Annotated in this window: 22 protein-coding genes; 14 read left to right on the top strand and 8 right to left on the bottom strand. The window is 60.4% G+C overall.

Annotated features, from left to right (window positions below):
* Window positions 1-48: 48 nt before the first annotated feature.
* Window positions 49-513 carry a PTS IIA-like nitrogen regulatory protein PtsN gene (ptsN, locus tag AC1DXO_RS04215; RefSeq protein ID WP_476976844.1) on the top strand — a complete coding sequence of 155 codons (465 nt, stop codon included), beginning with the start codon at window positions 49-51 and terminating at the stop codon, window positions 511-513.
* 327 nt (window positions 514-840) lie between these two features.
* On the opposite strand, the gene AC1DXO_RS04210 is transcribed toward ptsN, so the two are convergent.
* Together AC1DXO_RS04210 and AC1DXO_RS04205 are read right to left on the bottom strand one after the other, a co-directional pair.
* Complete coding sequence (locus AC1DXO_RS04210; RefSeq protein WP_476976843.1) at window positions 841-1260, bottom strand: Hsp20 family protein; 420 nt, start codon at window positions 1258-1260, stop codon at window positions 841-843.
* 61 nt (window positions 1261-1321) lie between these two features.
* The gene (locus AC1DXO_RS04205) at window positions 1322-2290 is read right to left on the bottom strand and encodes an alpha/beta fold hydrolase (RefSeq protein ID WP_476976842.1); all 969 of its coding nucleotides are present in this window, start codon (window positions 2288-2290) and stop codon (window positions 1322-1324) included.
* Between the two features lie 282 nt (window positions 2291-2572).
* Here AC1DXO_RS04205 and AC1DXO_RS04200 point away from each other — a divergent pair, with 282 nt between their 5' ends.
* Both AC1DXO_RS04200 and AC1DXO_RS04195 read left to right on the top strand, forming a co-directional pair.
* Window positions 2573-3070 carry a hypothetical protein gene (locus AC1DXO_RS04200; RefSeq protein WP_476976841.1) on the top strand — a complete coding sequence of 166 codons (498 nt, stop codon included), beginning with the start codon at window positions 2573-2575 and terminating at the stop codon, window positions 3068-3070.
* Window positions 3071-3078: 8 nt separating this feature from the next.
* Window positions 3079-3714: a CatB-related O-acetyltransferase gene (locus AC1DXO_RS04195; RefSeq protein ID WP_476976840.1), complete on the top strand. Its 636-nt coding sequence runs from the start codon at window positions 3079-3081 to the stop codon at window positions 3712-3714.
* Here AC1DXO_RS04195 and AC1DXO_RS04190 read toward each other — a convergent pair whose 3' ends face one another.
* Window positions 3715-4098, bottom strand: a complete 384-nt coding sequence (locus AC1DXO_RS04190) for a GxxExxY protein (RefSeq protein WP_476976839.1) — start codon at window positions 4096-4098, stop codon at window positions 3715-3717. It lies immediately after the preceding gene.
* A 355-nt stretch (window positions 4099-4453) separates the two neighbouring features.
* Entirely contained in the window at window positions 4454-5860 is a 1407-nt protein-coding gene (gene rimO, locus AC1DXO_RS04185; protein WP_476976838.1) for a 30S ribosomal protein S12 methylthiotransferase RimO, read from the bottom strand.
* Window positions 5861-5981: 121 nt separating this feature from the next.
* On the opposite strand from rimO, the gene fsa reads away from it, so the two are divergent.
* Together fsa and AC1DXO_RS04175 are read left to right on the top strand one after the other, a co-directional pair.
* On the top strand, window positions 5982-6635 hold the full coding sequence (gene fsa, locus AC1DXO_RS04180) for a fructose-6-phosphate aldolase (RefSeq protein ID WP_476976837.1): 654 nt from the start codon (window positions 5982-5984) through the stop codon (window positions 6633-6635).
* Window positions 6636-6719: 84 nt separating this feature from the next.
* Window positions 6720-7889 carry an acetyltransferase domain-containing protein gene (locus AC1DXO_RS04175; RefSeq protein WP_476976836.1) on the top strand — a complete coding sequence of 390 codons (1170 nt, stop codon included), beginning with the start codon at window positions 6720-6722 and terminating at the stop codon, window positions 7887-7889.
* A 92-nt stretch (window positions 7890-7981) separates the two neighbouring features.
* Here the strand turns inward: AC1DXO_RS04175 and glmM are convergent, their stop codons facing one another.
* A complete protein-coding gene (gene glmM, locus AC1DXO_RS04170; RefSeq protein WP_476976835.1) occupies window positions 7982-9325 on the bottom strand; it encodes a phosphoglucosamine mutase in 1344 nt (447 codons plus the stop codon).
* A gap of 309 nt (window positions 9326-9634) precedes the next feature.
* Between glmM and glmS the strand changes: the two genes are divergently transcribed.
* From glmS to AC1DXO_RS04155, 3 genes are all read left to right on the top strand, one after another.
* Window positions 9635-11473, top strand: coding sequence for a glutamine--fructose-6-phosphate transaminase (isomerizing) (gene glmS, locus AC1DXO_RS04165; protein ID WP_476976834.1), 1839 nt, complete (start codon window positions 9635-9637; stop codon window positions 11471-11473).
* Between the two features lie 531 nt (window positions 11474-12004).
* On the top strand, window positions 12005-12604 hold the full coding sequence (locus tag AC1DXO_RS04160; protein ID WP_476976833.1) for a LamG domain-containing protein: 600 nt from the start codon (window positions 12005-12007) through the stop codon (window positions 12602-12604).
* Between the two features lie 371 nt (window positions 12605-12975).
* Window positions 12976-13962, top strand: coding sequence for an alpha/beta hydrolase (locus AC1DXO_RS04155; RefSeq protein ID WP_476976832.1), 987 nt, complete (start codon window positions 12976-12978; stop codon window positions 13960-13962).
* A 29-nt stretch (window positions 13963-13991) separates the two neighbouring features.
* Here the strand turns inward: AC1DXO_RS04155 and AC1DXO_RS04150 are convergent, their stop codons facing one another.
* Window positions 13992-14912, bottom strand: a complete 921-nt coding sequence (locus AC1DXO_RS04150; protein WP_476976831.1) for a metallophosphoesterase — start codon at window positions 14910-14912, stop codon at window positions 13992-13994.
* Between the two features lie 95 nt (window positions 14913-15007).
* Here AC1DXO_RS04150 and AC1DXO_RS04145 point away from each other — a divergent pair, with 95 nt between their 5' ends.
* The 5 genes from AC1DXO_RS04145 (at window position 15008) to AC1DXO_RS04125 (ending at window position 19037) form a co-directional block, all read left to right on the top strand.
* Window positions 15008-15499, top strand: coding sequence for an SRPBCC family protein (locus AC1DXO_RS04145; RefSeq protein ID WP_476976830.1), 492 nt, complete (start codon window positions 15008-15010; stop codon window positions 15497-15499).
* Window positions 15489-15800 (top strand): ArsR/SmtB family transcription factor, encoded by a 312-nt coding sequence (locus tag AC1DXO_RS04140; protein WP_476976829.1) that lies wholly within the window; start codon window positions 15489-15491, stop codon window positions 15798-15800. Before AC1DXO_RS04145 ends, AC1DXO_RS04140 begins: the two co-directional genes overlap by 11 nt.
* A gap of 118 nt (window positions 15801-15918) precedes the next feature.
* Window positions 15919-17145: an LL-diaminopimelate aminotransferase gene (locus AC1DXO_RS04135; protein ID WP_476976828.1), complete on the top strand. Its 1227-nt coding sequence runs from the start codon at window positions 15919-15921 to the stop codon at window positions 17143-17145.
* Between the two features lie 298 nt (window positions 17146-17443).
* Window positions 17444-17671 carry a hypothetical protein gene (locus AC1DXO_RS04130; RefSeq protein WP_476976827.1) on the top strand — a complete coding sequence of 76 codons (228 nt, stop codon included), beginning with the start codon at window positions 17444-17446 and terminating at the stop codon, window positions 17669-17671.
* 118 nt (window positions 17672-17789) lie between these two features.
* Window positions 17790-19037 carry a glycosyltransferase gene (locus AC1DXO_RS04125; RefSeq protein WP_476976826.1) on the top strand — a complete coding sequence of 416 codons (1248 nt, stop codon included), beginning with the start codon at window positions 17790-17792 and terminating at the stop codon, window positions 19035-19037.
* Here the strand turns inward: AC1DXO_RS04125 and AC1DXO_RS04120 are convergent.
* On the bottom strand, window positions 19021-19983 hold the full coding sequence (locus AC1DXO_RS04120; RefSeq protein WP_476976825.1) for a hypothetical protein: 963 nt from the start codon (window positions 19981-19983) through the stop codon (window positions 19021-19023). The two genes, AC1DXO_RS04125 and AC1DXO_RS04120, sit on opposite strands and share 17 nt — an antisense overlap.
* Before the next feature lie 115 nt (window positions 19984-20098).
* On the opposite strand from AC1DXO_RS04120, the gene AC1DXO_RS04115 reads away from it, so the two are divergent.
* Window positions 20099-20548, top strand: a complete 450-nt coding sequence (locus tag AC1DXO_RS04115; RefSeq protein WP_476976824.1) for a MarR family winged helix-turn-helix transcriptional regulator — start codon at window positions 20099-20101, stop codon at window positions 20546-20548.
* A 67-nt stretch (window positions 20549-20615) separates the two neighbouring features.
* Here AC1DXO_RS04115 and AC1DXO_RS04110 read toward each other — a convergent pair whose 3' ends face one another.
* The gene (locus tag AC1DXO_RS04110; RefSeq protein WP_476976823.1) at window positions 20616-22475 is read right to left on the bottom strand and encodes a methyl-accepting chemotaxis protein; all 1860 of its coding nucleotides are present in this window, start codon (window positions 22473-22475) and stop codon (window positions 20616-20618) included.
* Between the last annotated feature and the right edge of the window lie 256 nt (window positions 22476-22731).

The raw sequence follows: 22731 nt of genomic DNA, 5'->3' as shown, positions 1-22731 counted from the left end.
GGAACCGCGACCGCGCCATCTGTTCGCCGGCGCTCGATCAGGATCACGATGTACCTCAACAGTTTGCTGGACCGGCGCGCCATTCTCGGCGCAGTCAGCGTGAATTCGAAGCGGCATGCCCTGCAGATGGTAGCGGACGTCGCTGCCCGTCTGCTGGGGCAGGACGTCACTGCCGTCCACAACGCCCTGCTGGAACGTGAAAAGCTGGGTTCGACGGGTGTCGGCCTGGGCGTGGCGGTTCCCCATGCGGCCCTGCCGGGGCTCGAGCGCATGCATGGCATCTTTGTGCGCCTGGAAACACCGATCGCCTACGATTCGATCGATGATATGCCCGTCGACCTGATCTTTGCCCTGCTGGCGCCGGAAGACGCCGGTACGGAGCACTTGCGCGCCCTGGCCAAGGTCTCGCGCCTGCTGCGTCAAAAGGAATTGCGTGAGCAGCTTCGCCTGGTCGACAGCCCCGACGCGATCTACGCCTTGCTGACTGGCTACGCCGACAGCAACGCGGCCTGATCTTCAATTGACGTCGATACTGCCAGACCAGTGCGTCTGCGTTCGGCTACGTCTTCAGATAAACTTCGGAAATTACTGTCATTTTCAACGCGGAAAGCGCGGAAAAGACGGAAAGACGCTGAAATTTAGACTAGGATATCGCTTCTATCGCGCGTAGCGCCTTCCTGCCGCGTGAATTGCCAACAGTTTGGATGACAGCCCTTCGGGCGCAAGCTTGTCCACCTGGTCCCTTTTTCTGCGTCTTTCCGTCTTTTCCGCGCTTTCCGCGTTGAAAATAACTGTAAAATCAAAATATTACGCCATAAGCCAATGCCGCCCACGACCCTGTCAGCCCACAACCTCGATCGGTATCCGCCGTACGTTGTCGCTGGCTGGCGGCCGCGCCACATCGATATGCAGAAGTCCATAGGCCAGAGAGGCACTTCCGACCTCCCAGCCCTCTCCCAGTACGAAGGCTCGCGTGAAGTTGCGCAAGCCGATCCCGCGATGCAGATAGTCGCGTTCGACAGGCTCGCCCACACGCTCTTTTGACGCACTGACGGTCAGATGCGCGCCCTTGACCTCGACACTTAGCTGATCGGCGCTGAAGCCGGCGACCGCAATACTGATGCGGATCTCCGTCGCGCTCAGGGCTTCGACATTATAGGGCGGGTAATTGTCGTGGCTGCGGCCGATGCGCTCGATCAGGGCGCGCATGTCGTCGAAACCCAACAGGTAGGGGCTGTCGAATACCACTGTCCGCGTCATGCCGGCCCTTTCACCTGATATCAGCCTGATATAGGCACGGACGCAGCAAAGTGAAGGTCAATCAGCCTTGCGATTCAAGAAAATCGCTGATGGCGGTCAGGGCGACGGGTTCGGTCAGGGTTGGCGCATGGCCGATATAGTCGACATCGACCCGCTTCAACTTGGGCGCCACCGAGGCCATTTTCTTGGCTTCGCCGGCCTCCAGAACGTCGGACAAGGCACCGCGTACGAGAAGCAGCTTTCGTCCGCTGGCCAGGTTGGCGAAACACGACGCCATGTCGTAGCTGCTATTGGTCTCGGTCACGCTGCGAAAGGCGTCGGTGATATGCGGATCGTAAGCCATCCGCAGCAAATCGCCCTTACCCTTGATAAAGACGCGACGGGCGAATTTCAGCCAGTCGGCCTGGGTGTAGTTGGGGAAGGCCTGGCGGTTCTGTTCGCCGACAAACACCGCCGCATCGTGCCAGTTGCGCAGGCTGACCGGCTTGTGCGCCACCAGGGCGTCGATCCGCGCCATGCCCTTGGGCGACAGGACCGGTCCGATATCGTTCAGTACCGCCGACACGACCAGGTTGGGGCGCAGGGTCGACAGGGCCATGGTGACCAGCCCGCCCATCGACGTGCCGACAAAGATCGCACGGCCGATGCCCAGCGCGTCGCAGAGGTCCAGCACGTCCTTGGCATAGGTCCACAGATGGTAATGGCTGGGGTCGGGATCGTACTGCGACAGGCCGCGGCCGCGCAGGTCGGGCACAATTACGCGGCGATCCAGGCTGGCCATGTAGGGCGCGATATCTTCGAAATCGGCCGAATTGCGCGTCAGTCCATGCAGGCACACGACCGGCAGTTTGACCCGTCCCGGACTGGCCGGATAGTCGCGGGCATACAGGCGCAGGCCGTCCTCGGTAAACCACCAGCGATCCTGATAGGCGGACGCCTTGCGCGTTGGCGCGGCGCGGTCAACTGAACCGCTATCGGCTGTTTGGCCAGCGCTTGCCTGCCCGTCCATGCTGTCCTTGAGTCGTATCAAGATGGGATCCCGTAAAGCTGAGGAAATAAACCCTCTTAAGTGATTCCCTTACAGCAAATCTTTCCGTTTGGGCTAAAAAATTGCACCTGCGAAGCCAGAAGCACGTGAAGAAGGGCTTGAAGATTCGTGCATTTGTGGCTATGAGGCCGGTGAGCCTGCGGGAAGGCTCGCCCCTGCGAAAGACCTCAGGTCGTCCCGGCATCTTTGATTGCTCTATATCATCTGCTCTTTTGTGGCTTTTCACGGGTTGGGGAAAAAGCCGTTTCGCAAAGGAGACTAGCCATGCCTGATCAGGCGCCCAAACCCCTTGATTCGTACAAACGCGACGCCGCACGCCTGCTGAAAGCCGCGCGTTCGAGCGATGTCGCCGCGCTCGCCCGCTTCACCCGGCTCGATAATCCGCCTACGGACCTTCAATTGAAACACGCCTTAGCCGTGGTCGCCCTCGAGGCCGGCCATCCGGGCTGGGCGGCGTTGAAGCAGGCTGCGGATGGCGTCGATTTTTCAGAACTGTTCGGCGCACCCGGCCGGCTCGATACGCTCAATCACTGGTATGCCACCTATGACGAGGCTAAGGCGCACCAGATGGCGCATGGCGGCGTGCTCCTGCCCTATCGCCAGCATTGCTTTGTCACCTCGCTGGACTCTCTGCCACGGCTGGGCTTCGATCGCGACGATCCCGACTGGCAGGCTATTCAGTACGATTTCGTCCGTCCAGCCTCCATTGAGGCCGATGCCCGCATCAAGGCGCGCCTAACGCGTCGCTTTGCCAAGCCCTGAGGTTTAGAATGCCCCTGCTTAATATCGATGCGGTCCACCCCATCACCCTGCCGGACGGCACCGTCATCCCCAATACGGTCTATCTGAAAAATGTCATCAACCACCCGCGCATAACAGTGGGCGACTACAGCTACGCCTCCAGGTTCGACTACGTCGCCGACTGGTCCCAGGCCATCGCGCCTTATCTGTTCCCGATCAGCAAGGAAAAACTGACGATCGGGAAATTCTGCCAGTTCGCTCATGGTGTTCGATTCATCACCTCGTCGGCCAACCATCCGATGACGGGTTTCAGCACCTATCCCTTCAAGGTGTTCAAGCCGGAAACCATGCGCGACTATATCGACCTGCCGTCCAGGGACACCATGGTCGGTCACGATGTGTGGATCGGTCATGACGCCTTGATCATGCCGGGTGTGACGATCGGTTCGGGAGCGATTATTGCGACGGGTTCGGTGGTGACAAAGGACGTCTCGCCCTACACGATTGTCGGCGGCAATCCGGCGGCCTTGATCCGCCCGCGTTTTAGCGATGAAGTCATTGCTGACTTGCTGAGCATCGCCTGGTGGGACTGGCCGATCGACAAAATCGATGTCAACCTCGGTGCGATCGAAGGCGCGGATATCGCGGCGCTGAAACGCGCTTGATCAAAGTATGATGCGGTCGATGATAGCTTTGGGATAGACACCGAAATTGACCAAAAGCCCCAGCCGCAGGTTCGTTGCCTTCAGATAGTTGAGAACCTGCGGCCTGTGGTTTTCGGCACTATCCTGTGCAATTTTCAGCTCGACTACGATTTTGCCGAAACAGATGAAATCAGGTTTGTATATCTTTTCGAGAACCCCTCCTTTGTAAAAGATTCTCAACTCCGGATGCTCGACATAGCCTATAGAGCGGGCTGCAAATTCTTTAGCCAGGCATTCTTGGTAAACGGCTTCCAGAAAGCCAATTCCCATTTCCCGACTGACTTCGAAAATTGCGCCCTGAATGGCGAAAACTTCGTTTTTGTAAAGCAGGTCCTGCGTGTCCATGATGTCCCCTCTTTATGGCAGATTGAGGTGTATCACATTCAGAACAAAATAGGAACATTATTTAAAAACGAGATAGCCTTTCCGCGCAACGCGGTGACGGCACGTCTTCGGCTGTGGAATTGGGATCACGAAAAGCACCAAAAGCAGAAAAGCACGAATGGGAGCAGGTTGAACCCACCTCGCCCGAAGGGCATTCAGCCCAGCTCGTGGCCTCGTGTGCAGAAAGAAGGCGCTTCGCGCGAACGACCGTAATATCCTGAATATTCGTGCTTTTCTGCTTTTGGTGCTTTTCGTGATCCAAAATTCCACTGTTGAAGACGTGCCGTCACTACGTTGCGCGGACAATTCAGTCCGTCTAAATCCGCGAGATCAGCCGATGCATCGGTCGCTTGGCGGCACCCGGGACGCGGTTGAGCTTGATCAGGCCTTCCGGTTCGCCCCACAGGTCATAGGCGTCGGCCTTGACGACCCGCGCCTTGGCGAAATCGCCGGATTTCAGCCCCGTAAAGCCCTTCAGGTAGATATGCCCATCGATCTCTGGCGCATCGCCGCGGGTACGTGCCACCGCCACGCCATCCGCACGAATCTCATCGACCAGCACGTCCTCGATCCGCCCAACCTTGGCGGCCAGCTTTTGCGCCGAGATCCGCGACGCCACCGCCATAAACCGCGCCAGGCGGTCCTGCTTGACCTCTTCCGGCACGTGATCGGGCAACAGCTTGGCCGGTGCGCCCTCAACATTCTCATAGGCAAAGGCACCGACGCGATCGATCTGAGCCGCTTCCATCCAGTCGAGCAGCAGATTGAAATCTGCCTCGGTTTCACCCGGAAAGCCGACCACAAAGGTCGAGCGGATCGTGATGTCCGGGCATATCTCGCGCCACGCCTCGATACGCTGCAAGGTCTTGTCCTGGTTGCCCGGCCGCTTCATCGCCTTCAAAATCTTCGGCGAGGCATGCTGGAACGGAATATCGAGATAGGGCAGGATCTTGCCCTCGGCCATCAGCGGGATAACCGAGTTCACGTGCGGATACGGATAGACATAGTGCATCCGCACCCAGATGCCCAACTCGCCCAGCCCGCGCGAGAGATCCTCGAATGAGGCGTCCCAGTTCTGCCCGCGCCACTCGCTTTGGGCATATTTGATATCCAGCCCATAGGCCGACGTATCCTGGCTGACCACCAGCAGTTCCTTGACGCCCGACTTGGCCAGGGTTTCGGCTTCGCGCAGCACCTCGGCCACCGGCCGCGACGCCAGGTCACCGCGCAGGGTGGGGATGATACAGAACGAACAGCGGTGATCGCAGCCTTCGGAAATCTTCAGATAGGCATAGTGCTTCGGCGTCAGCCGTACGCCCGGATCGTTCTCGGGTACCAGCGGGCGGAACGGGTCGGGCTTCGGCGGCACGATATTATGCACGGCGTCCATCACCGCGTCATATTGATGCGCGCCGGTCACGGCCGCCACATTGGGAAAACGCGCTCGGATCATCGCCTCTTCGCCGCCCATGCAGCCGGTGACCACGACCTTGCCGTTCTCCGCCAGGGCTTCACCGATGGCGTTCAGGCTCTCTTCCTTGGCCGAGTCGAGAAAGCCGCAGGTATTGACCACGATCACGTCGGCGCCCTGGTACGAGCCCGAGGTTTCATAGCCTTCTCCCCGCAGCCGAGTCAGGATGCGCTCGGAATCGACCAGGGCCTTGGGGCAGCCCAGGGAAACAAAGCCGATTTTCGGCGCAGCAGCGGATACAGAGTCGTTCATCAATAAAATACTTGAGTTTGTCGGGGGAAACGTCTTTAAGCCCTCCATAACCACATATTCACGCCGGTTGGAAGCTCTCCGAAAACTTAGTGCTGCCACAGCGACATTCAAGGAACCTCCCATGCTGCTTTTTGCCGATACCGCCGACACCAAGCTTCTGGCTGAACTGAACGAAACCGGCCTGATCGATGGCGTGACGACCAACCCGACCATCATCGCCAAGTCGGGCCGCGACATGTTCGAGGTCATCAAGGAAATCTGTGACCTGATCTCCGGTCCGATCTCGGCCGAAGTCGCCGCGACCGACGCCGTCACCATGATCAAGGAAGGCGAAAAGCTCGCCACGATCGCCAGCAATGTCGTGATCAAGGTGCCGCTGACCCTGGAAGGCCTGAAGGCGACCAAGGAATTGTCCAGCCAGGGCCTGATGACCAATGTCACCCTGTGCTTCAGCGTCAACCAGGCGCTGCTGGCCGCCAAGGCCGGCGCGACCTTCGTGTCGCCGTTCGTCGGACGTCTCGACGACCAGGGCGCCGACGGCATGCAGCTGATCCACGATATCCGCACGCTGTACGACAATTACGATTTCGATACCGACATCCTGGCCGCCAGCCTGCGCACCCAGGCCCACGTCGCCCAGGCCGCCCTGGCCGGCGCCGACTGCGCCACCCTGCCGCCGGCAACCTTCAAGGACATGTTCAAGCACCCCCTGACGGACAAGGGCCTGGAAACCTTCCTGTCCGATTGGGCCAAGACCGGTCAAAGCATCCTGTAATTTGGGCATCCTGTAAAAACATCTCTGCAACTTGTCATAACGCTGCCAAGGCGTATGTTGGCCCTCCCTCGGGAGGGCCTTTTCATGTCCGACTCAACCGCCACGCCGACGCAGCGCCTCGACTCGATCGACCTGTGGCGCGGTTTGATCATCTGCCTGATGGTGCTCGACCACTCGCGCGACTTTATCAGCCGCGAAGCCTACATCTTCCTTCCCCTCGACCTGACACACACCACGCCGTTCCTGTTCATGACGCGCTGGATCACCCACCTGTGCGCCCCGACCTTTGTCTTCCTGTCGGGCGTGTCCATCTTTCTGCAGGAACAGAAGGGCAAGACCGGCGCCGACCTCTCACGCTTCCTGCTGGTTCGCGGCCTTTGGCTGATCGTCCTTGAACTGACCGTCGTCAATTTCGGTTTCGATTTCTGGCCCGGCATCTTCCTCCAGGTCATCTGGGCGATTGGCGTGGGCATGGTCATCATGGCGGCACTGGTCCACTTGCCGCGCCTTTGGGTACTGGCGATCGGCGCCTTTATCGTCGCCGGCCACAATGTCCTCGACCCCATCCAGACCGGCCAGCTATCCACCCCCATGAAGGTCGTGTGGAATCTGTTCATGCAGCCAGGACCTGTGCCATTCGGCGGGTTTGACCTCTACCCGGCCGTACCCTGGTTCGGCATCATGTGCCTGGGCTACGGCCTGGGCAACCTGTTTACCGATACCGGCGCCGATCGGACGCGAAACCTGGGCGTGCTGGCCGGCGCCAGCCTGGCCGTCTTTATCGTCCTGCGCCTGGTCAACCATTATGGCGATCCCGATCCGTGGAGCGCTCCCGCCAATCCAGCTTTTACGCCGCTGGCTTTTATCGATGTCGAAAAATACCCGCCGTCGCTCGACTATGTCCTGCTGACGCTGGGCGTGTCGATCCTGCTGTTCATGGCGCTACCCCGTTTGCCGACGATCGCGAAGACTCCGCTCCTCGCCTTTGGCCGTACGTCTCTGTTCACCTATATCGTGCACATCTATGTGGTGCATGTCGCGGCCATATTGATCGGCCTGACGCAGGGCGTGCCGCCACAGGCCTTCCTGCGCGTCCTGCCGGACCCGTCGCGCGTCGCCGAGCATCATTTCGGCCTGCCGTTGTGGGGTGTCTATCTTGTCTGGTTGGCGATCCTGGCGCTGCTCTACCCACTGTCGCGCTGGTACGCGAACTACCGGTCGACGCACAGAACGTGGTGGACCAGTTACATTTAGCCCAACGTACTCCGGACCCAGGGTGACAATTCACCCTCCTCCCTATCGAGCGAAGCGATGATGGGGAGGTGGCGGCGCAGCCGCCGGAGGGGTCAGGCTTTAATCGCCTCGGCAATCATATTCACCGCCGCCTTGACCTGCTTCTCGTCATCACCCTCGGCCATGACGCGGATCAGTGATTCTGTCCCTGACGGCCGAACCAGCACGCGGCCCGACCCTTTCAGCATCTCTTCGCCTTCACGTATGGCCTGCTTGACGGCGTCCGAATCCAGCGGACTGACGCCGGTAAACCGCACGTTCTTCAGCACCTGCGGCACGGTATCGAACTGATGCCCCAGCTTGCTCATCGGCTTGCCGCGTTCAACCAGCACGGCCAGGACCTGCAGCGCCGCCATCAGGCCATCGCCCGTCGTCGCGTGATCGTTCAGAATGACATGGCCCGACTGTTCGCCGCCCAGATTGAAGCCGCCATCGCGCATGCGTTCCATGACGTAGCGATCGCCGACCTTGGTCCGTTCCAGCTTCAGTCCGCGGGCGCCGAGATAGCGTTCCAGTCCCAGGTTCGACATGACCGTCGCCACGACGCCGCCGCCCTTCAGCATGCCCTTGTCGGCCCAGTTGCCGGCAATGATCGCCATGATCTGGTCGCCGTCGACCACCTTGCCGTTTTCATCGCAGATCACCACCCGGTCGGCGTCGCCATCCAGCGCGATCCCGAGATCGGCGCGCGTTTCCTTGACCTTTTCCGCCATGGTCTCCGGATAGGTCGAGCCGCACTTTTCGTTGATGTTGACGCCGTCGGGCGATACGCCCATGGAGATCACTTCGGCACCCAGCTCATACAGGGCCAGGGGCGCGACCTTATAGGCCGCACCATGGGCGCAATCGATGACGATTCGCAGCCCGTTCAGGGTCAGGTTGCGTGGATAGCTGGCCTTGACGATCTCGATATAGCGCGCCTGGGCGTCGTCCAGCCGCTGCACGCGGCCCAGCTTGTGCGGTTCGGCGATCCCGTCCAGGATATCACCGTCCATCCGTGCCTCGATCTCCAGCTCGACCTCGTCGCTCAGCTTGTAGCCATCGGGCCCGAACAGCTTGATGCCGTTATCGATAAAGGGGTTGTGCGAGGCGGAAATCATCACGCCCAGATCGGCGCGCATCGACCGCGTCATCAGCGCCACGCCGGGTGTCGGCAACGGTCCGAACAGTCGCACATCCATCCCCACAGAGGTGAAGCCGGCGACCAGGGCCGGTTCGATCATATAACCCGACAGCCGCGTATCCTTGCCGATAACGACCAGGTGGCGGCGATCGGCGTTCGACATGAACATCTTGCCGGCAGCCATGCCGACGCGATAGGCGACTTCGGCGGTCATCGGGAAGGTGTTGGCGCGGCCACGGATACCGTCTGTGCCGAAATATTTGCGCGTGCTCATGAAATTGGTATTGTCCGTAGTCGAGGGCTGGGATGGGGCGTCTTATAGGCGAAACTTTACGCACGGCGCGTAAAATCTTTGTTCTGAATTGTAACCAACCAATAGTTAAGAGCTGAATTTATTGACTAATTTCGCAAAGCCTGTAACGATCTGTCATGGTAATTTATGACTTCGTTCAAACCCTTCTGCTAAACCCAGCGACCTAATACCACTGCCGCCCCTTCGGTTGCCCCGCTTACAAAAAGGGGAGCGCCTGAAGCGGTGGCCGTAAGTCTTCTACGCCAGAACTCGAAAGCGGAAAACACAAATATGTGCGGCATTATCGGCATCATCGGCAGTTCACCTGTCGCCCCCCGCCTGCTCGAATCGCTTCGCCGCCTCGAATATCGTGGCTACGACAGTGCCGGTATTTCGGTTCAAACCCCGGATGGTCCGCAACGCCGCCGCGCCGCCGGCAAGATCCGCAATCTCGAAGCCGCCATTGACGCCGAACCCCTCGACGGTCTGGTCGGTATCGGTCACACGCGCTGGGCGACACACGGCGCGCCGACGGTCGCCAACGCCCACCCGCACGCCTCGGGCCGGGTGACCCTGGTCCACAACGGCATCATCGAAAACTACGCCGAGATCAAGGCCGAGCTGAAGGCCAGGGGCCATGTCTTCTCGTCCGATACCGACACCGAAGTCATCGCCCACCTGCTGGACGATGCCCTGCAATCGGGCGCCGGGCTCAAGGACGCCTTCAAATCCGTTCTCGACCGCCTGCACGGCGCCTATGCCCTGGCCATCCTGGTCGGCGGCGAAGACGAGACCATCCTCGGCGCCCGTCGCGGTTCGCCCCTGGTCGTCGGCTGGGGCGACAACGAAATGTTCCTCGGCTCCGACGCCTTGGCTGTCGGCCCCTTTACCCAGCGCGTGACCTATCTCGAAGAGGGCGACTGGGTGGTCCTGCATCGCGATGGTGCCGAGATCCACAATGCCGCCGGCCAACTGGTCAATCGGCCGACGAGCATTGTGTCGGCCTCGGCAGTTCTGGTCGAAAAAGGCGCGTTTCGCCACTTCATGGAAAAGGAAGTCCACGAACAGCCCGAAAGCTGTCAGCGCACCTTGTCGGCCTATCTTGACCCAACGACCTCAAGCGTGCGCGCCGACATTGCTGCCCAGGCGGACTTTGCCAATATAGCCCGTATACAGATTATTGCCTGCGGTACCGCCTATTATGCCGGATCCATCGCCCGCTATGCCTTTGAAAAGCTGGCCGGATTGCCGGTCGACGTCGAGGTCGCCTCGGAATTCCGCTACCGTACTCCGGCCACCACGCCCGGTACCCTGGCCATCGCGGTATCGCAGTCGGGCGAGACGGCCGACACCCTGGCTGCCCTGCGCTGGTGCAAGGACCAGGGCCTGCGTACCGCTGCGCTCGTCAATGTCCATTCGTCGACCATGGCCCGCGAAGCCGACCTGATGTGGCCGACCCACGCCGGCCCGGAGATCGGCGTCGCCTCGACCAAGGCCTTCACCGCCCAGTTGTCGGCCCTGTTGTCGCTGGTCGTCTGCGCCGCCCGGCAACGCGGTCAGATTGATGCGACCGAAGAGGCGCGCCTCGTCCAGACACTGCTGGGTGCGCCCGGCCTGATCGCCGAAGCCATGGCCATGGACGCCGACATCATCCGCGTGACCGACGACCTCAGCAAGGCGCGCGACGTCATCTATCTCGGCCGGGGCGAAATGTACCCCCTGGCCCTCGAGGGCGCCCTGAAGCTGAAGGAAATCAGCTACATCCATGCCGAAGGCTATGCCGCCGGTGAGCTGAAACACGGCCCGATCGCCCTGATCGACGAAAACACGCCGGTGGTGGTCATCGCCCCGGACGATGAGCTGTTCGAAAAGACGGCGTCGAACGTCCAGGAGGTCGCGGCGCGTGGCGGCCGGGTGATCATGATCACCAATGTCCCGGAAAAGGTCCCGACTCTGCCGGGCGACGCCGCCAAATCGCTGAAGGTGATCAAGGCGCCGTCGTGCGACGCCTTTATCGCCGCCCTGGTCTATTCGGTGCCGATCCAGCTTCTCGCCTACCACACCGCCGTCCACAAAGGCACCGACGTCGACCAGCCGCGCAACCTCGCGAAATCGGTTACGGTCGAGTAGTTCCAGGTCGTAGCTTTTGGCGTGAATCTTGCAGGCTTCTTTTTCCGGTTCGTATTCGGGAGAAGAGATTATGATCTCGCGTTCTGCTGTTCAGGTTTTTGACGTCGTCCGTGCCGCCGCCCTGCTGCCTCTGGCGCTGGTCCTGGTGGTTTTCCTGGCTGTTTGGGAACTGACTTCCTAGATTGCCCCTTGCGTCGTTGACGGGTCATCCCAATGTCCTGTGCCTGAAACGGGCAGGACCGTGACCATAGCCACAAGGCTGAACGGCTTTATCACCGTGACCACGTCACCGGCGGTCCCAGTTGCTCCGCTTCGCCAAAGCTGCGAACATCGTGTCGCTGTGTTCATCCTCGATGACAATGAAAGCGTGGTAGCATGCTGAAAACGATCGATGCCGCGGCAATGTTTTCCGCTTCGGCAGGTTTTACCGATACAAAATCTTCAATGTGCCTCACGCTGACGCGTCGTGCCGTCCTGACCGGAGCAACGGTCGCTGCAGGCTTCGCAAACACAGGATATGCGAAAGCCCGCTTGCCGCAGACCACTTGGCGCTTCGACTCCGTCACGGGTTTCAACCAAGGCAAGGTTCATGTCGAAGGCCAGCCGCAGCGCGTCCCTACGCCGCTTGGAGCCGCCATTGCCTTTGACGGCATCGACGATGCCCTGTTCGTCGATAGTCATCCACTGGCCGGCGCCAAGACCTTCACCATCGAAGCGCTGATCCGGCCTGACGGCGGCGCAACCCAGCAACGCTGGCTGCACCTGAACCAGGACGCGCCGTCTGTTGAACATACCCGCATCCTGTTTGAACTGCGCGTCGTCGGCGATCACTGGTACCTCGACGCCTTCGCCGGCGGCCCCGGTTACACCTGCACCCTGGCCGATCCGCAAAAGCTGCACCCCGTCGGCCAGTGGTATCACGTCGCCCAGAGCTACGACGGCACGACCTATCGCGCCTATGTCAATCGCGTCGTCCAGGCACAGGCGGATATCGCCTTTGCAGCGCAGGGTCCGGGACACACCTCCATCGCCACACGCATAAACCGTGTCGACTATTTCAAAGGCGCCCTGCGCCGCATCCGTTTTTCACCGTATTGCCTGAACCCGGCCGACTTTCTCAATCTGGTATGACCTTTTCAAGCGCGTCCGAGGCGCAAGTCAGTGTGATCGCGTCTTCGACAGTGGAATTTTTTGGTACGAAAAACACAAAAAAGTGAAAAGCCCGAATGGGAGCAAGCTGAAAAGCCTACCCCCGAAGGGCATTCGTTCTCTGCCTGTGGCAAAAGGCATTGATAGAAGGCGTTTCGCGCGAAAAGTTCTGGACACGTTCGTGCTTTTCACTTTTTTTGTGTTTTTCGTGCCAAAAAATTCCACCGTCGAAGACGTGCGTGCTCGCTTAAGCACTACGGAGACCTGACCTTCGCAGCCGAGTGAAAGCTTGCTGGCATTAGACGTCAGCCAATGCTTAAATGTCTGGTAAAAGCCAATCACCGGAGGATGTCATGGATCGCAATCGTCGCCAGATGCTGCAAGGGTCGGCGCTTCTCGCCGGCCTGTCGGTCAGCCTCCAATCCGTAGCGCAGGCGTCGGATGAAGCCGCGCCCTGGCCCGCGCCCACCGAAATCATAAACCTGTGGCCGAAGGGCATTCCGGGCGCACCCGCTGTCCTGCCGGTTGAAACCGTCGAGGATACGGCAACTGATGGCAAGAGCCACTTCCGCCACGCCACCGGCATCGCCGTACCGCGACTGGCCGCCTTCCCCGCCAAATCACCCAATGGCGCGGCTGTTCTGGTCATTCCGGGCGGCGGCTATACGGCCAACTATTTCGACCACGAGGGCTACCTCGTTGCGGACTTCCTCAACAAGCTCGGTGTCTCGGCGTTTGTTCTGTTTTACCGCCTGCCGGTCGGCGGCTGGGCCAACAAGGCAGACGTGCCCCTGGCCGATGCCCAACGGTCCATGCGTCTGATCCGCGCCAATGCTGCCCGCTTTTCGCTTGACCCGGCACGGCTGGCCGCCCTGGGATTCAGTGCCGGCGGCCACCTGTGCGGCTCTCTGCTCACCCGCTATGCCGCCCAGGTCTACAGCCCGGTCGACGCCGCCGATACACAGGATGCCCGGCCGTGCCTGGCTGCGCCCATCTATCCGGTCCAGTCGATGGAGGCTTCGGTCGCCCATATGGGGTCGCGCGTCAATCTGCTGGGTGATAATCCGTCTGCTGAACAAATCAAAATCTATTCCCCGGATCAAAACATCACCCCGGCCTGCCCACCGTGCTTCCTGGCCCATGCCGAGGATGACGCCACGGTTCCGGTCGCCAACAGCCTGCGTCTGCGGGACGCCCTGAAAGCGGCTGGCGTGCCCGTCGAGACGCACCTGTTCGCCGAGGGCGGCCATGGTTTCGGCATGACGGGCGCCGTGGGCAAGCCGGCGCACGACTGGCCGCAGATGTTTGCTCGCTTCGCCCAGTCCAAGAGCCTATTCTAAAAAGAGTCTATTCTAGAAAAGGGTCTGTTCTAAAAGCCTTGTCTTGGCGTCAAGGCCCTGACCTTGGCGACGGGGCCAGGCCGTACGGTCAGGACCATGATCTGCGGCGGCGCACCGAAGCGCACCGGCATGCCGCTCGACCCCAGCCCCCGCGTCACGACCAGTATGCGCCCATCGACGATGGTCCAGCCCTTGGCGGTGTCTTCCGTGTGGCGGCATACCTGGACCGGCGCTCCGATGAAGGGTAGCCGCACCTGGCCGGCATGGCTGTGCCCGGACAACTGAATCGGCGTGTGATTGGATGGCCAGTCGAACAGTCCGGGGTTGTGCGTCAGGCTCACCGTGGCGGCGCCTTCAGGCGCCTGGGCGGCCGTTGCCGGAAAGTCTGGGTTCTCGGTCTGGCCGTCTTCGACCCCCAAGATCCACACATCGCCACCCGGCCGCGACAGTTGCGCGGCCTTATTCTCAAGGAAATGGATATGGGTTTCCGCCAGGACCTCCCGCGTTCGCTGGCAGTCCCACCAGCAATCGTGATTGCCCATCACCGCATAGACACCGAGCGGCGCCTCGAACGTGCCCAGGGCGCGCAGGCCTTCCTCATCCAGCGCGATCTCCTTCGCCGAGCGCATCGGCCGGGCGCCGAATTCACGCCGTCCCTTGAAGACATTGCCGCCGATATAGTCACCGGCCAGAAGTACGACATCGGGATGCAGGGCGGCAACCTGGCGCGCCAGGTCGCGCACGCGACTGGGCGGCATATGGACATTATCGACGTGAAAATCGGACAGCAGGACGATGCGCAGCGGCGCTGTGCCGGCCGGCCATTCCGGCACCTCGGCTTCCAGTTCGGTGACCGTTGTCGATCGTGGTTCGAACCAGAAGGCGTCAGCCGCCAGCCCGGTCAGAGCCAGTGCGACAACCCCCCAAATAATGCGTCCCCGCTTTCGCATGTCGGAGCGATATCACGATAATGCGATCATATATAGGCAACTAAATGGTTGCGAATGAAGTTCCCGATGTTTATAGCGCGGATATGGAGGTTCGCATGTCAGATATTATCGAAAAACATATCGTGTTGAAAGCGGCATTGGATCGAGTCTGGGCCGCAATCGCCGATTCCGCCCAGTTCGGCACCTGGTTCGGCGTGCGTTTTGATGGCCCGTTCGAGGCCGGCAAACCGCTGCATGGTGTCATCGTGCCAACGGCGGTCAATGATGAAATCGCTGCGCACCAGAAGCCGTATGAAGGCACGCCTTTCCAGATCAAGGTTGAAACGATTGCACCGCACACCCTGTTTTCGTTCCGCTGGCATCCCTATGCGATCGACAAGACCGTCGACTACTCCGACGAACCCATGACCCTGGTCACCTTCGCCCTGAAGGAGGTTGCGGACGGCGTGCACCTGACCATCACAGAGTCAGGCTTCGAGAACCTTTCACCGCAGCGTCGCGCCGAAGCCTTCCCGATGAACGAGGGTGGCTGGCAGGCCCAGACCGGCCTGATCAAAGCCTATGTCGAGGCCTATCTTGCCCGCTGAAGCCGCCATCTTTTCCGCGCTCGGCGATGCCAATCGCCTCGCCCTTATCGAACGGCTGATCCGTGTGGGCCCCAGTTCGATCGTCACCCTGACCGGCGATAGCGGCCTGACGCGCCAGGCCGTCACCAAGCATCTCAAGGTCCTGGAAACCGCTGGATTGTTGCGCTGTCAGCGTGTCGGCCGCGCCACCTTGTGGCAGATCGATCGCCGCACCCTGGGCGAAGCCCGTATCTGCCTGGCGCGGATTTCGCAGCAATGGGATGAACGTCTTGAGCGTCTTCGCCAGCAGGTAGAAGGTTAGCAAATTTTGTCACTTAGCGCAAAAATCTCCGAATAATTTGCATTTCGTGACATGACAAACGACGCCTGATGTTCCATATGGAGGGCCTCAGTAACTCGTTTTCAGGCTCTACCTCGTTATGCGCGACTTTTATCGTATCCGCCGTCTGCCCCCTTACGTCTTCGAAGAAGTCAACAAGGTCAAGGCACGGCTGCGCGCAGAAGGCGTCGACGTCATCGATTTCGGCATGGGCAATCCCGATATGGCGACCGCGCCGCATATCGTCGACAAGCTGGTCGAGACGGTGAGGAAGCCCAAGACCCACGGCTACAGCGTTTCCAAGGGCGTCCAAGGCCTGCGCAAAGCGATGGCCGGCTATTATGACCGCCGCTACGGCGTCAAGCTCAACCCGGATACCGAGGTCGTGGCGACGCTTGGTTCCAAGGAAGGGTTTGCCAATCTCGCCATGGCGATCACCGCGCCCGGCGATACGGTCATTTGTCCGAACCCGGCCTATCCCATCCACGCCTTCGGATTCCTGATGGCGGGCGGCGTTATCCGTCACGTTCCGGCCCTGTCGCCGGAGGCCTATCTGTCGGGCATTTCCAAGGCGGTGAAGCACTCGGTGCCGACGCCATCGGTGATGATCGTGTCCTATCCGTCCAACCCGACGGCGCAGTGGGTCGATCTCGACTTCTACAAGGAGGTCGTCAAGCTGGCGCAGAAGCATGACCTGATCGTGCTCAGCGACATCGCCTATTCGGAAATCTATTTCGATAACAACCCGCCGCCCTCCCTGCTTCAGGTCGAAGGCGCGCGCGAACGTTCGGTCGAGATTAATTCGCTGTCCAAGACCTATGCCATGGCCGGCTGGCGCATCGGCATGGTGGTCGGCAATTCGGAAATCTGCGCCGCCCTTTCACGCGTCAAATCCTATCTCGACTACGGCGGCTTCGCACCCATACAGGTCGCTGCTGCCGCCGCGCTCAACGGGCCGCAGAACAATGTCGATGAGATTCGCGCCACCTACAAGTCGCGCCGCGACGTGCTGATCGACTCGATGAAGCGCGCCGGTTGGGACATTCCGCCGCCGCCGGCTTCTATGTTCGCCTGGGCCAAGATTCCGCCCAAGTTCGAACATTTGGGCTCGATCGAGTTTGCCAAGCTGCTGATCGAAGAGGCCCATGTCGCCGTGGCGCCAGGTCTGGGCTTCGGTGAATATGGCGAAGGCTATGTCCGCATCGGTCTGGTCGAGAACGAACACCGTATTCGCCAGGCCGCACGCAATATCAAAAAGCTGTTGCAACCGGCTGGGCGTAACACGCCTGACGACGCATCCTTGCTCGACAGCGCTACGGCTGAGTAGGCCTACGCCGAAGCCGGGAGCGCGACGCGTATCGAGCTCCAAACGGCGCTCAATACGCGCAGCTTGTAATGACAGGGCTGTCATCGGGGACGTGCGCGGCTTTGCTGCTGCCGGTCACGGCTTTGCGTCTTAAATATCTGTTTATTCTTTTTGACTCTTTCCACATTTTAAGCTTTCATGACAAAATTGTGCAGCGCACAGTTTTTGCAGGTTTCTGACATTATTCGGTCATGATCTGCATCGACGGGCTGGGCGCGATGAGGCTTTGTTGTCAGGTCGTTTGTTAAGAGGTGAGGGCGTGGTCAGTCTTGAATTTGATCTGAATACCGAATCGGAAAACGACGCTTTTTTTGGTGCTTTTTTTAAATTTGTCGAAGCTGCCTCTATCCAGGATACCGACGCCATTTCGGTGCATTCGGATCCCAATGGCGATCACCTGACCAAGGTTGTGACCTTCGAGGACGAGTTCCAGGCGGACCAGTTCAAATCCTATTGGACGCAACGCCGCAAGTGGCTGGGACTCTGATCGGATCGGCGAGGGCGTCTGCGTTCCGTGCATCGTCACGTCTTATGTTCCACATTTCGTTGTGACTGCCGGCGCAAACAGCGTTTCACGTGCGATAGATTCAGTCTAGGCTGGCGTCATGCTTCGCCTGCGCCATCTTCCCCTGAAAATCCGCCTGCCCCTGATCCACGGCGCCCTGCGCCTGCTTGGCAATGTCCGTTCGTCGCACTGGAGTCGCGCCGGCAGTGGCGCGCCGAAGCCCGGGCCCTTGGTTGTATCGGGCTTTTTCAACGAAACCCTTGGTATCGGCCGGGCGGGTCGCCTGACTGCTGAAACGTTGAAGGCGGCCGGCTATGGTGTCGTGCAGCACGACCTGCGTCCGTGTTTTAAGCAGATCCTGCCGCAAGCTGGACATTTGCCTGGCCAAGGCGGCGTATGGCTGATCCACGCCAATGCTCCGGAATGCCTGGTCGCTTTTCTGGCCCACGCGCCAAACACCTGGGCCGACCGCTATCGCATCGGTTATTGGGCATGGGAAACGCCCAAGGCGCCGGCCGACTGGGTGTGGATCGCCGACTATCTGCACGAAATCTGGGTGCCCAGTCGTTTCACTCTTGACGCCATGGCGGCGGCTTTTCGTCAGGCGGGGCGCGATGACCTGATTGCGCGCCTGCGCCTTATGCCTCATCCTGTGCCGGCCCTGGCCGCTATGCGTTATCAGGATGCCCAGACGCGTTTCGGTCTCGATCCGGACCTGTGCGAGGTCTTAAGCCTCTTCGACACCAAGTCCTCGGCGGCCCGCAAGAATCCGTGGGGCGTGGTTGACGCCTGGTGTCAGGCCTTTCCGCACGCAGCGAACCAGGCCCGTCTGACCCTGAAGGTGAGCGACCTCACGGGCGACCGCGTCACGGAGCAGCGTCTGCTGGCCCTGGTCGCCGTGCGCCCCGATATCCGTGTGATGAGCGAGCGGCTGGGCGACGCCGAGATGGACGGACTGATCGCCGCCAGCGATCTGCTGATATCGCTGCATCGTTCGGAAGGTTTTGGCCTGACCCTGGCCGAGGCCATGGCCGCCGGCGTCGGGGTCATTGCCACCGGCTGGTCGGGCAATATCGATTTCATGAACGACGGTAATGCCCGCCTGGTGCCGTCGCACCTGATCCCGATACGCGATCCGGACGGCCCCTATATGGGGCTGGAGCGCGATCGCGATCAGCGGTGGGCCGAGCCGGATATCGCCGCCGCGGCAACGGCGCTCCGCAAACTGGTCGGTAATTCTGCCCTGCGTCGTGACCTGTCCGGCGCTGCCCGTCGCGATATCCGCAAACTGGATGTGCCGTGGCAGCGTGCGGCCCTGCAGACCCTGGCGTTCAACCTTTATCTGTGACGACGCGATAACCGGCAAAGGCAAGGACGGCGCACATGACGGCGGCCAGTATGGCATGGGCTGTCGTATCGGCCGCGCCGTGCAGCTGGACATCGGTCAGAAATCCGACCCAGACATAGGTGCAGAAACCGCCGGCCATCAGGGCAAAGCGCTGGACGTCGCTCCACGTCTTGCCGCGCGTGAAGACGACCATAAAGGCGACGAACAGCGCTTCGATCCCTAAGACGGCAGCGACGCAGGTCGGCCAATCCCAATGCAGCCTGCCTTGCGCGAACTGTTGCAGCAGCATCAGGGCTGAACCCGGAATGAGGCTTCCGAGGAACAGTACAGACGGATGCGGTGCGGCCGTAGCGCCCGTTGAGGACTTCGGCCACAGCAGGGCCGCCGCGACCAGGGCGATGACGATCATCGCAACGCCGCCCAACTCCATCGGCGTGGCCATGAACGGGCGCTGTTTGTAGGTAAAGGTCGCGACCAGGGTACAACCCGCCAAAAAGAGCAACGTGAAAGCAGAGATGCCGACAGGACCCAGCCATGCCTGGTCGCGCTTGTTTTTGAACAGGGCCTCGCTCAGGCCGATCGGCACACAGATGCTCCACACGACATGAATGCTGATAACGAAAATCAGCCAGGGCAGGGCTGTACCCAGTGCGGGAATAAAACCAAAATCGATCAGGCGCAGGCCGAGATAATTGGGGTTGAACAGCGATTGGGTGACGAAACCTTCTTCGACAAAGCCATAGGCGCAGGCCAGCAGCGCCATGGACACCCAACCGCGGCCGGTTCGCCGCACGATCTCGCGGATCAATATGGCGCCCGATCCGTACATCATCGCCATGATTGGCAGGATAGCGATCATCGAGACAGGCAGGCTGCCCAGCAGATATTCCGCGATCAGCGGCGACAGGAGAAACAGGCTCAAGGCCGCGGGTAGACGACGCCACATGATAACCTCCACAAATATTGACTATTCATAGATAGTCTAATATTAGACAATATGCAAGCGCCATGTTAGGGTCATCTTATTGACGACGACGCCCACTGCATTCTAAGCCAGTCCCATGAGCCAGCCCGAAGAAACCGTCATCGCCCAACACCAGAAGGCCATGGGCTATCTGCTGGCCTCGGCGCATCACCTGTTCCGGGCCCGCATGGTCCGGGCGCTGGACGGCGGGCCGCTGCATATGGGCCACGTCGTGCTGCTGGCCAGCCTGTATGCGCAGAACGACCTGACCCAGGCGCAACTGGCCCAGATATCGGGCATTGAAAAGTCGTCCGTGGTGTTGTTTCTCGACGCGCTGGAAAAGGACGGCTGGGTGGAACGTCGCCGACACCCGACGGATCGCCGGGCGCACAATGTTCACCTGACCGACAGCGGCCGGGAACGTTTTTCTGTTGTGGGTATCCGGCTCGAAGCTGAGCAGACCCAGGCCCTGTCCGTGTTTTCTCCAGACGAGCGGACGCAACTGGAAGGCCTGTTGCTGCGCCTGATCGGACATCTGCAGGGGTGACCTGCGGAGACTCTTATACCGCCCCGCCGGCGGTATATTTATTACGCCAGAAGCCTCTAAAGGCCGGCTAAGCCGACCTGACGCTGGCCAGGAAATCCATGGCAGTGGTCTTCAGCATCCGCGTTTGATCGGCCAGGTGTTCGATATCCGTCAATGCCTCACGCGCCTGGGTGCCGGTGCGCGTGGCGGTCAGGCTGACTTCTCCGATGGCGGCGCCGACCTCCGATGTCGACATGGCGACTTCGCTGGTCGAGCGTGAGATTTCGCCGACCGCCTGGCTCTGCTGGATGACCGATTCGGAAATGGCGGTGGAGATGTCACGCAGACCGACAACCATATTGGCGATGGTCACCATGGCATCGGCGGCCTGGGCCGTCGTCTGTTGCACAGTCTTGACCTGAAGGCTGATTTCCTCGGTCACCCGCGCCGTTTGCTGGGCGAGGGCCTTGACCTCCGTCGCCACCACGCTGAAGCCACGTCCGGCCTCGCCGGCGCGCGCCGCTTCGATGGTCGCATTGAGCGCCAGCAGGTTGGTTTGCGAGGTGATCTGAGTGATCATGTCGATACTGCTGCCGATGCTCTGGGCGGCCGCATTCATGGCTTCGACCTTGGCCGTGGCGTCATGGGCCCGCGACGCGGCGTCACCCGCGGCCTGCGAGGCACGCGCGGCCTGATCGGCGATGCTGTGGGACGAGGCCGACATTTCTTCCGTGGCGCCGGCCACCGACTGGACATTGGCGCTGGCCATATCCATCGAATGGGCGGCGGCGTGGCTGCGGGCGCGCGTTTCTTCGGCATTGGTATTAAGTTCTGTCGCCGTCGCGCCCAGGCTTTGATTCACATGGCCCAGCCGTTCGACAATGCTGAGTATCGATGACTCAAATCGATCCGCCATATCGCGCATGGCCTTGCCGCGGGCCTGACGCGCCGTTTCTTCCATTTGCACCTGGCTGAGTCGTAAGGTTTCGGCCTCACCGAGGGTGTTGCGGAAACTGGTCAGGGTACGGACAATCACGCCTGTCTCGTATTCGTCGCCCTGGAAAGGGATTTCGGACGTCGATTCACCCTGAGCCAGTTTCTGCATCAGTTCTGACAAGAGGCGCAGCCTTCGCGACAGGCCGGAGCCTATGACCGTTGCCAGAGCCAGGGCCAGCCCCAATACAGCGGCGGCGATCGCCAGTTCGATAAACATGCGGCCGGATTCTTTCGCAGCCCGTTCGCTTTGCATGGCGCCGAGATCGCGATTACCGGGTGTGAACAGGGCGTCGGCGGCGGTCAGGAAATTGCTATAGGCTGCGGGGTCCTTGCGAAAGGCGCTACCCGCGGCCAGGAATTGGTCGAGTGCGGCCTGGGTGTCGCCGGCCAGCTTGCCCGAGGCGCTGTATTGGCCCGACTTGCCGAACGAGTCGCCAAGCGCGGCCATGGCATTGTCGAAAGTGACGCCGGCGATCTCGCTGGTCGGCGCGTCATGAAGCGCGGCGGCCGCAACGACGGCGGCCGGCATCTTGGTGGTCACCGCATCCATCATATAGTAGCTGGGCAAATCAGGATCGAGGATCAGTTTTGATTTGTCGGTCACCTCGGCGAACAGGGCGTTGGCGGCTTTCAACAACTCGGCGCCCGACAGGTCCGACAGGGCGTCGGCGTGGGCCGGATCGACCATTTTCGCGTTGTCGGCCGCGACTTTCTTTAACGTAGCCCCATCAACGGCACCCTGGCCCGCTGCACCGGCCATGACGTCGGGCCACAGGGCACCAAGATACTGCGAGCCCGCTTCTTCGCTTTTGGCGAAATCGACGGCCACCATATGGGATTGGTACAACAGCCAGCCGGTAATGGCGACGGGTACGACCATCAGGACGCCAAGGATACGCATGCGGCCTGCGATACTGGTGCGCGCGTTGATACCGTCGATAAATCCGGTCATCGGTCCCTGTCCTCTTATAACGAAGTTACGCAGAGTTATGCCTGAATCGTGTTTAACAGTTCGCTAAGCCTGATCACCTTCCGTAAAATTTCCATAAATTTCTCATGGGTATGCCTCCGGTGTAAATTTTCCCAAAGCACCACAGGACTTGACTCTTACAGGCCTTTGCGTCAAAGAAGCCACCACATCGCGCACCCTTGGGTGTGCCTCAAGCCAGAACCCTTCGTCATCACGACCCCGGCACAGTCCGGACGGG

Source organism: Asticcacaulis sp. P2_C5, from assembly GCF_056404555.1.
The sequence above is the reverse complement of the archived record's forward strand: the minus strand, read 5'-3'. Positions and strand labels throughout refer to the sequence as shown.

What these genes read in the sequence shown, in the direction of transcription:
- fsa (WP_476976837.1), top strand. Translation starts at nt 5,982, where the DNA reads ATGCTGCTTTTTGCCGATACCGCCGACACCAAGCTTCTGGCTGAACTG.
- AC1DXO_RS04150 (WP_476976831.1), bottom strand. Translation starts at nt 14,912, where the DNA reads ATGCGAAAGCGGGGACGCATTATTTGGGGGGTTGTCGCACTGGCTCTG.
- AC1DXO_RS04145 (WP_476976830.1), top strand. Translation starts at nt 15,008, where the DNA reads ATGTCAGATATTATCGAAAAACATATCGTGTTGAAAGCGGCATTGGAT.
- AC1DXO_RS04110 (WP_476976823.1), bottom strand. Translation starts at nt 22,475, where the DNA reads ATGACCGGATTTATCGACGGTATCAACGCGCGCACCAGTATCGCAGGC.
- AC1DXO_RS04190 (WP_476976839.1), bottom strand. Translation starts at nt 4,098, where the DNA reads ATGGACACGCAGGACCTGCTTTACAAAAACGAAGTTTTCGCCATTCAG.
- AC1DXO_RS04195 (WP_476976840.1), top strand. Translation starts at nt 3,079, where the DNA reads ATGCCCCTGCTTAATATCGATGCGGTCCACCCCATCACCCTGCCGGAC.
- AC1DXO_RS04115 (WP_476976824.1), top strand. Translation starts at nt 20,099, where the DNA reads ATGAGCCAGCCCGAAGAAACCGTCATCGCCCAACACCAGAAGGCCATG.
- glmM (WP_476976835.1), bottom strand. Translation starts at nt 9,325, where the DNA reads ATGAGCACGCGCAAATATTTCGGCACAGACGGTATCCGTGGCCGCGCC.
- AC1DXO_RS04200 (WP_476976841.1), top strand. Translation starts at nt 2,573, where the DNA reads ATGCCTGATCAGGCGCCCAAACCCCTTGATTCGTACAAACGCGACGCC.
- AC1DXO_RS04155 (WP_476976832.1), top strand. Translation starts at nt 12,976, where the DNA reads ATGGATCGCAATCGTCGCCAGATGCTGCAAGGGTCGGCGCTTCTCGCC.
- AC1DXO_RS04210 (WP_476976843.1), bottom strand. Translation starts at nt 1,260, where the DNA reads ATGACGCGGACAGTGGTATTCGACAGCCCCTACCTGTTGGGTTTCGAC.
- ptsN (WP_476976844.1), top strand. Translation starts at nt 49, where the DNA reads ATGTACCTCAACAGTTTGCTGGACCGGCGCGCCATTCTCGGCGCAGTC.
- AC1DXO_RS04120 (WP_476976825.1), bottom strand. Translation starts at nt 19,983, where the DNA reads ATGTGGCGTCGTCTACCCGCGGCCTTGAGCCTGTTTCTCCTGTCGCCG.
- AC1DXO_RS04135 (WP_476976828.1), top strand. Translation starts at nt 15,919, where the DNA reads ATGCGCGACTTTTATCGTATCCGCCGTCTGCCCCCTTACGTCTTCGAA.
- rimO (WP_476976838.1), bottom strand. Translation starts at nt 5,860, where the DNA reads ATGAACGACTCTGTATCCGCTGCTGCGCCGAAAATCGGCTTTGTTTCC.
- AC1DXO_RS04125 (WP_476976826.1), top strand. Translation starts at nt 17,790, where the DNA reads ATGCTTCGCCTGCGCCATCTTCCCCTGAAAATCCGCCTGCCCCTGATC.
- AC1DXO_RS04175 (WP_476976836.1), top strand. Translation starts at nt 6,720, where the DNA reads ATGTCCGACTCAACCGCCACGCCGACGCAGCGCCTCGACTCGATCGAC.
- glmS (WP_476976834.1), top strand. Translation starts at nt 9,635, where the DNA reads ATGTGCGGCATTATCGGCATCATCGGCAGTTCACCTGTCGCCCCCCGC.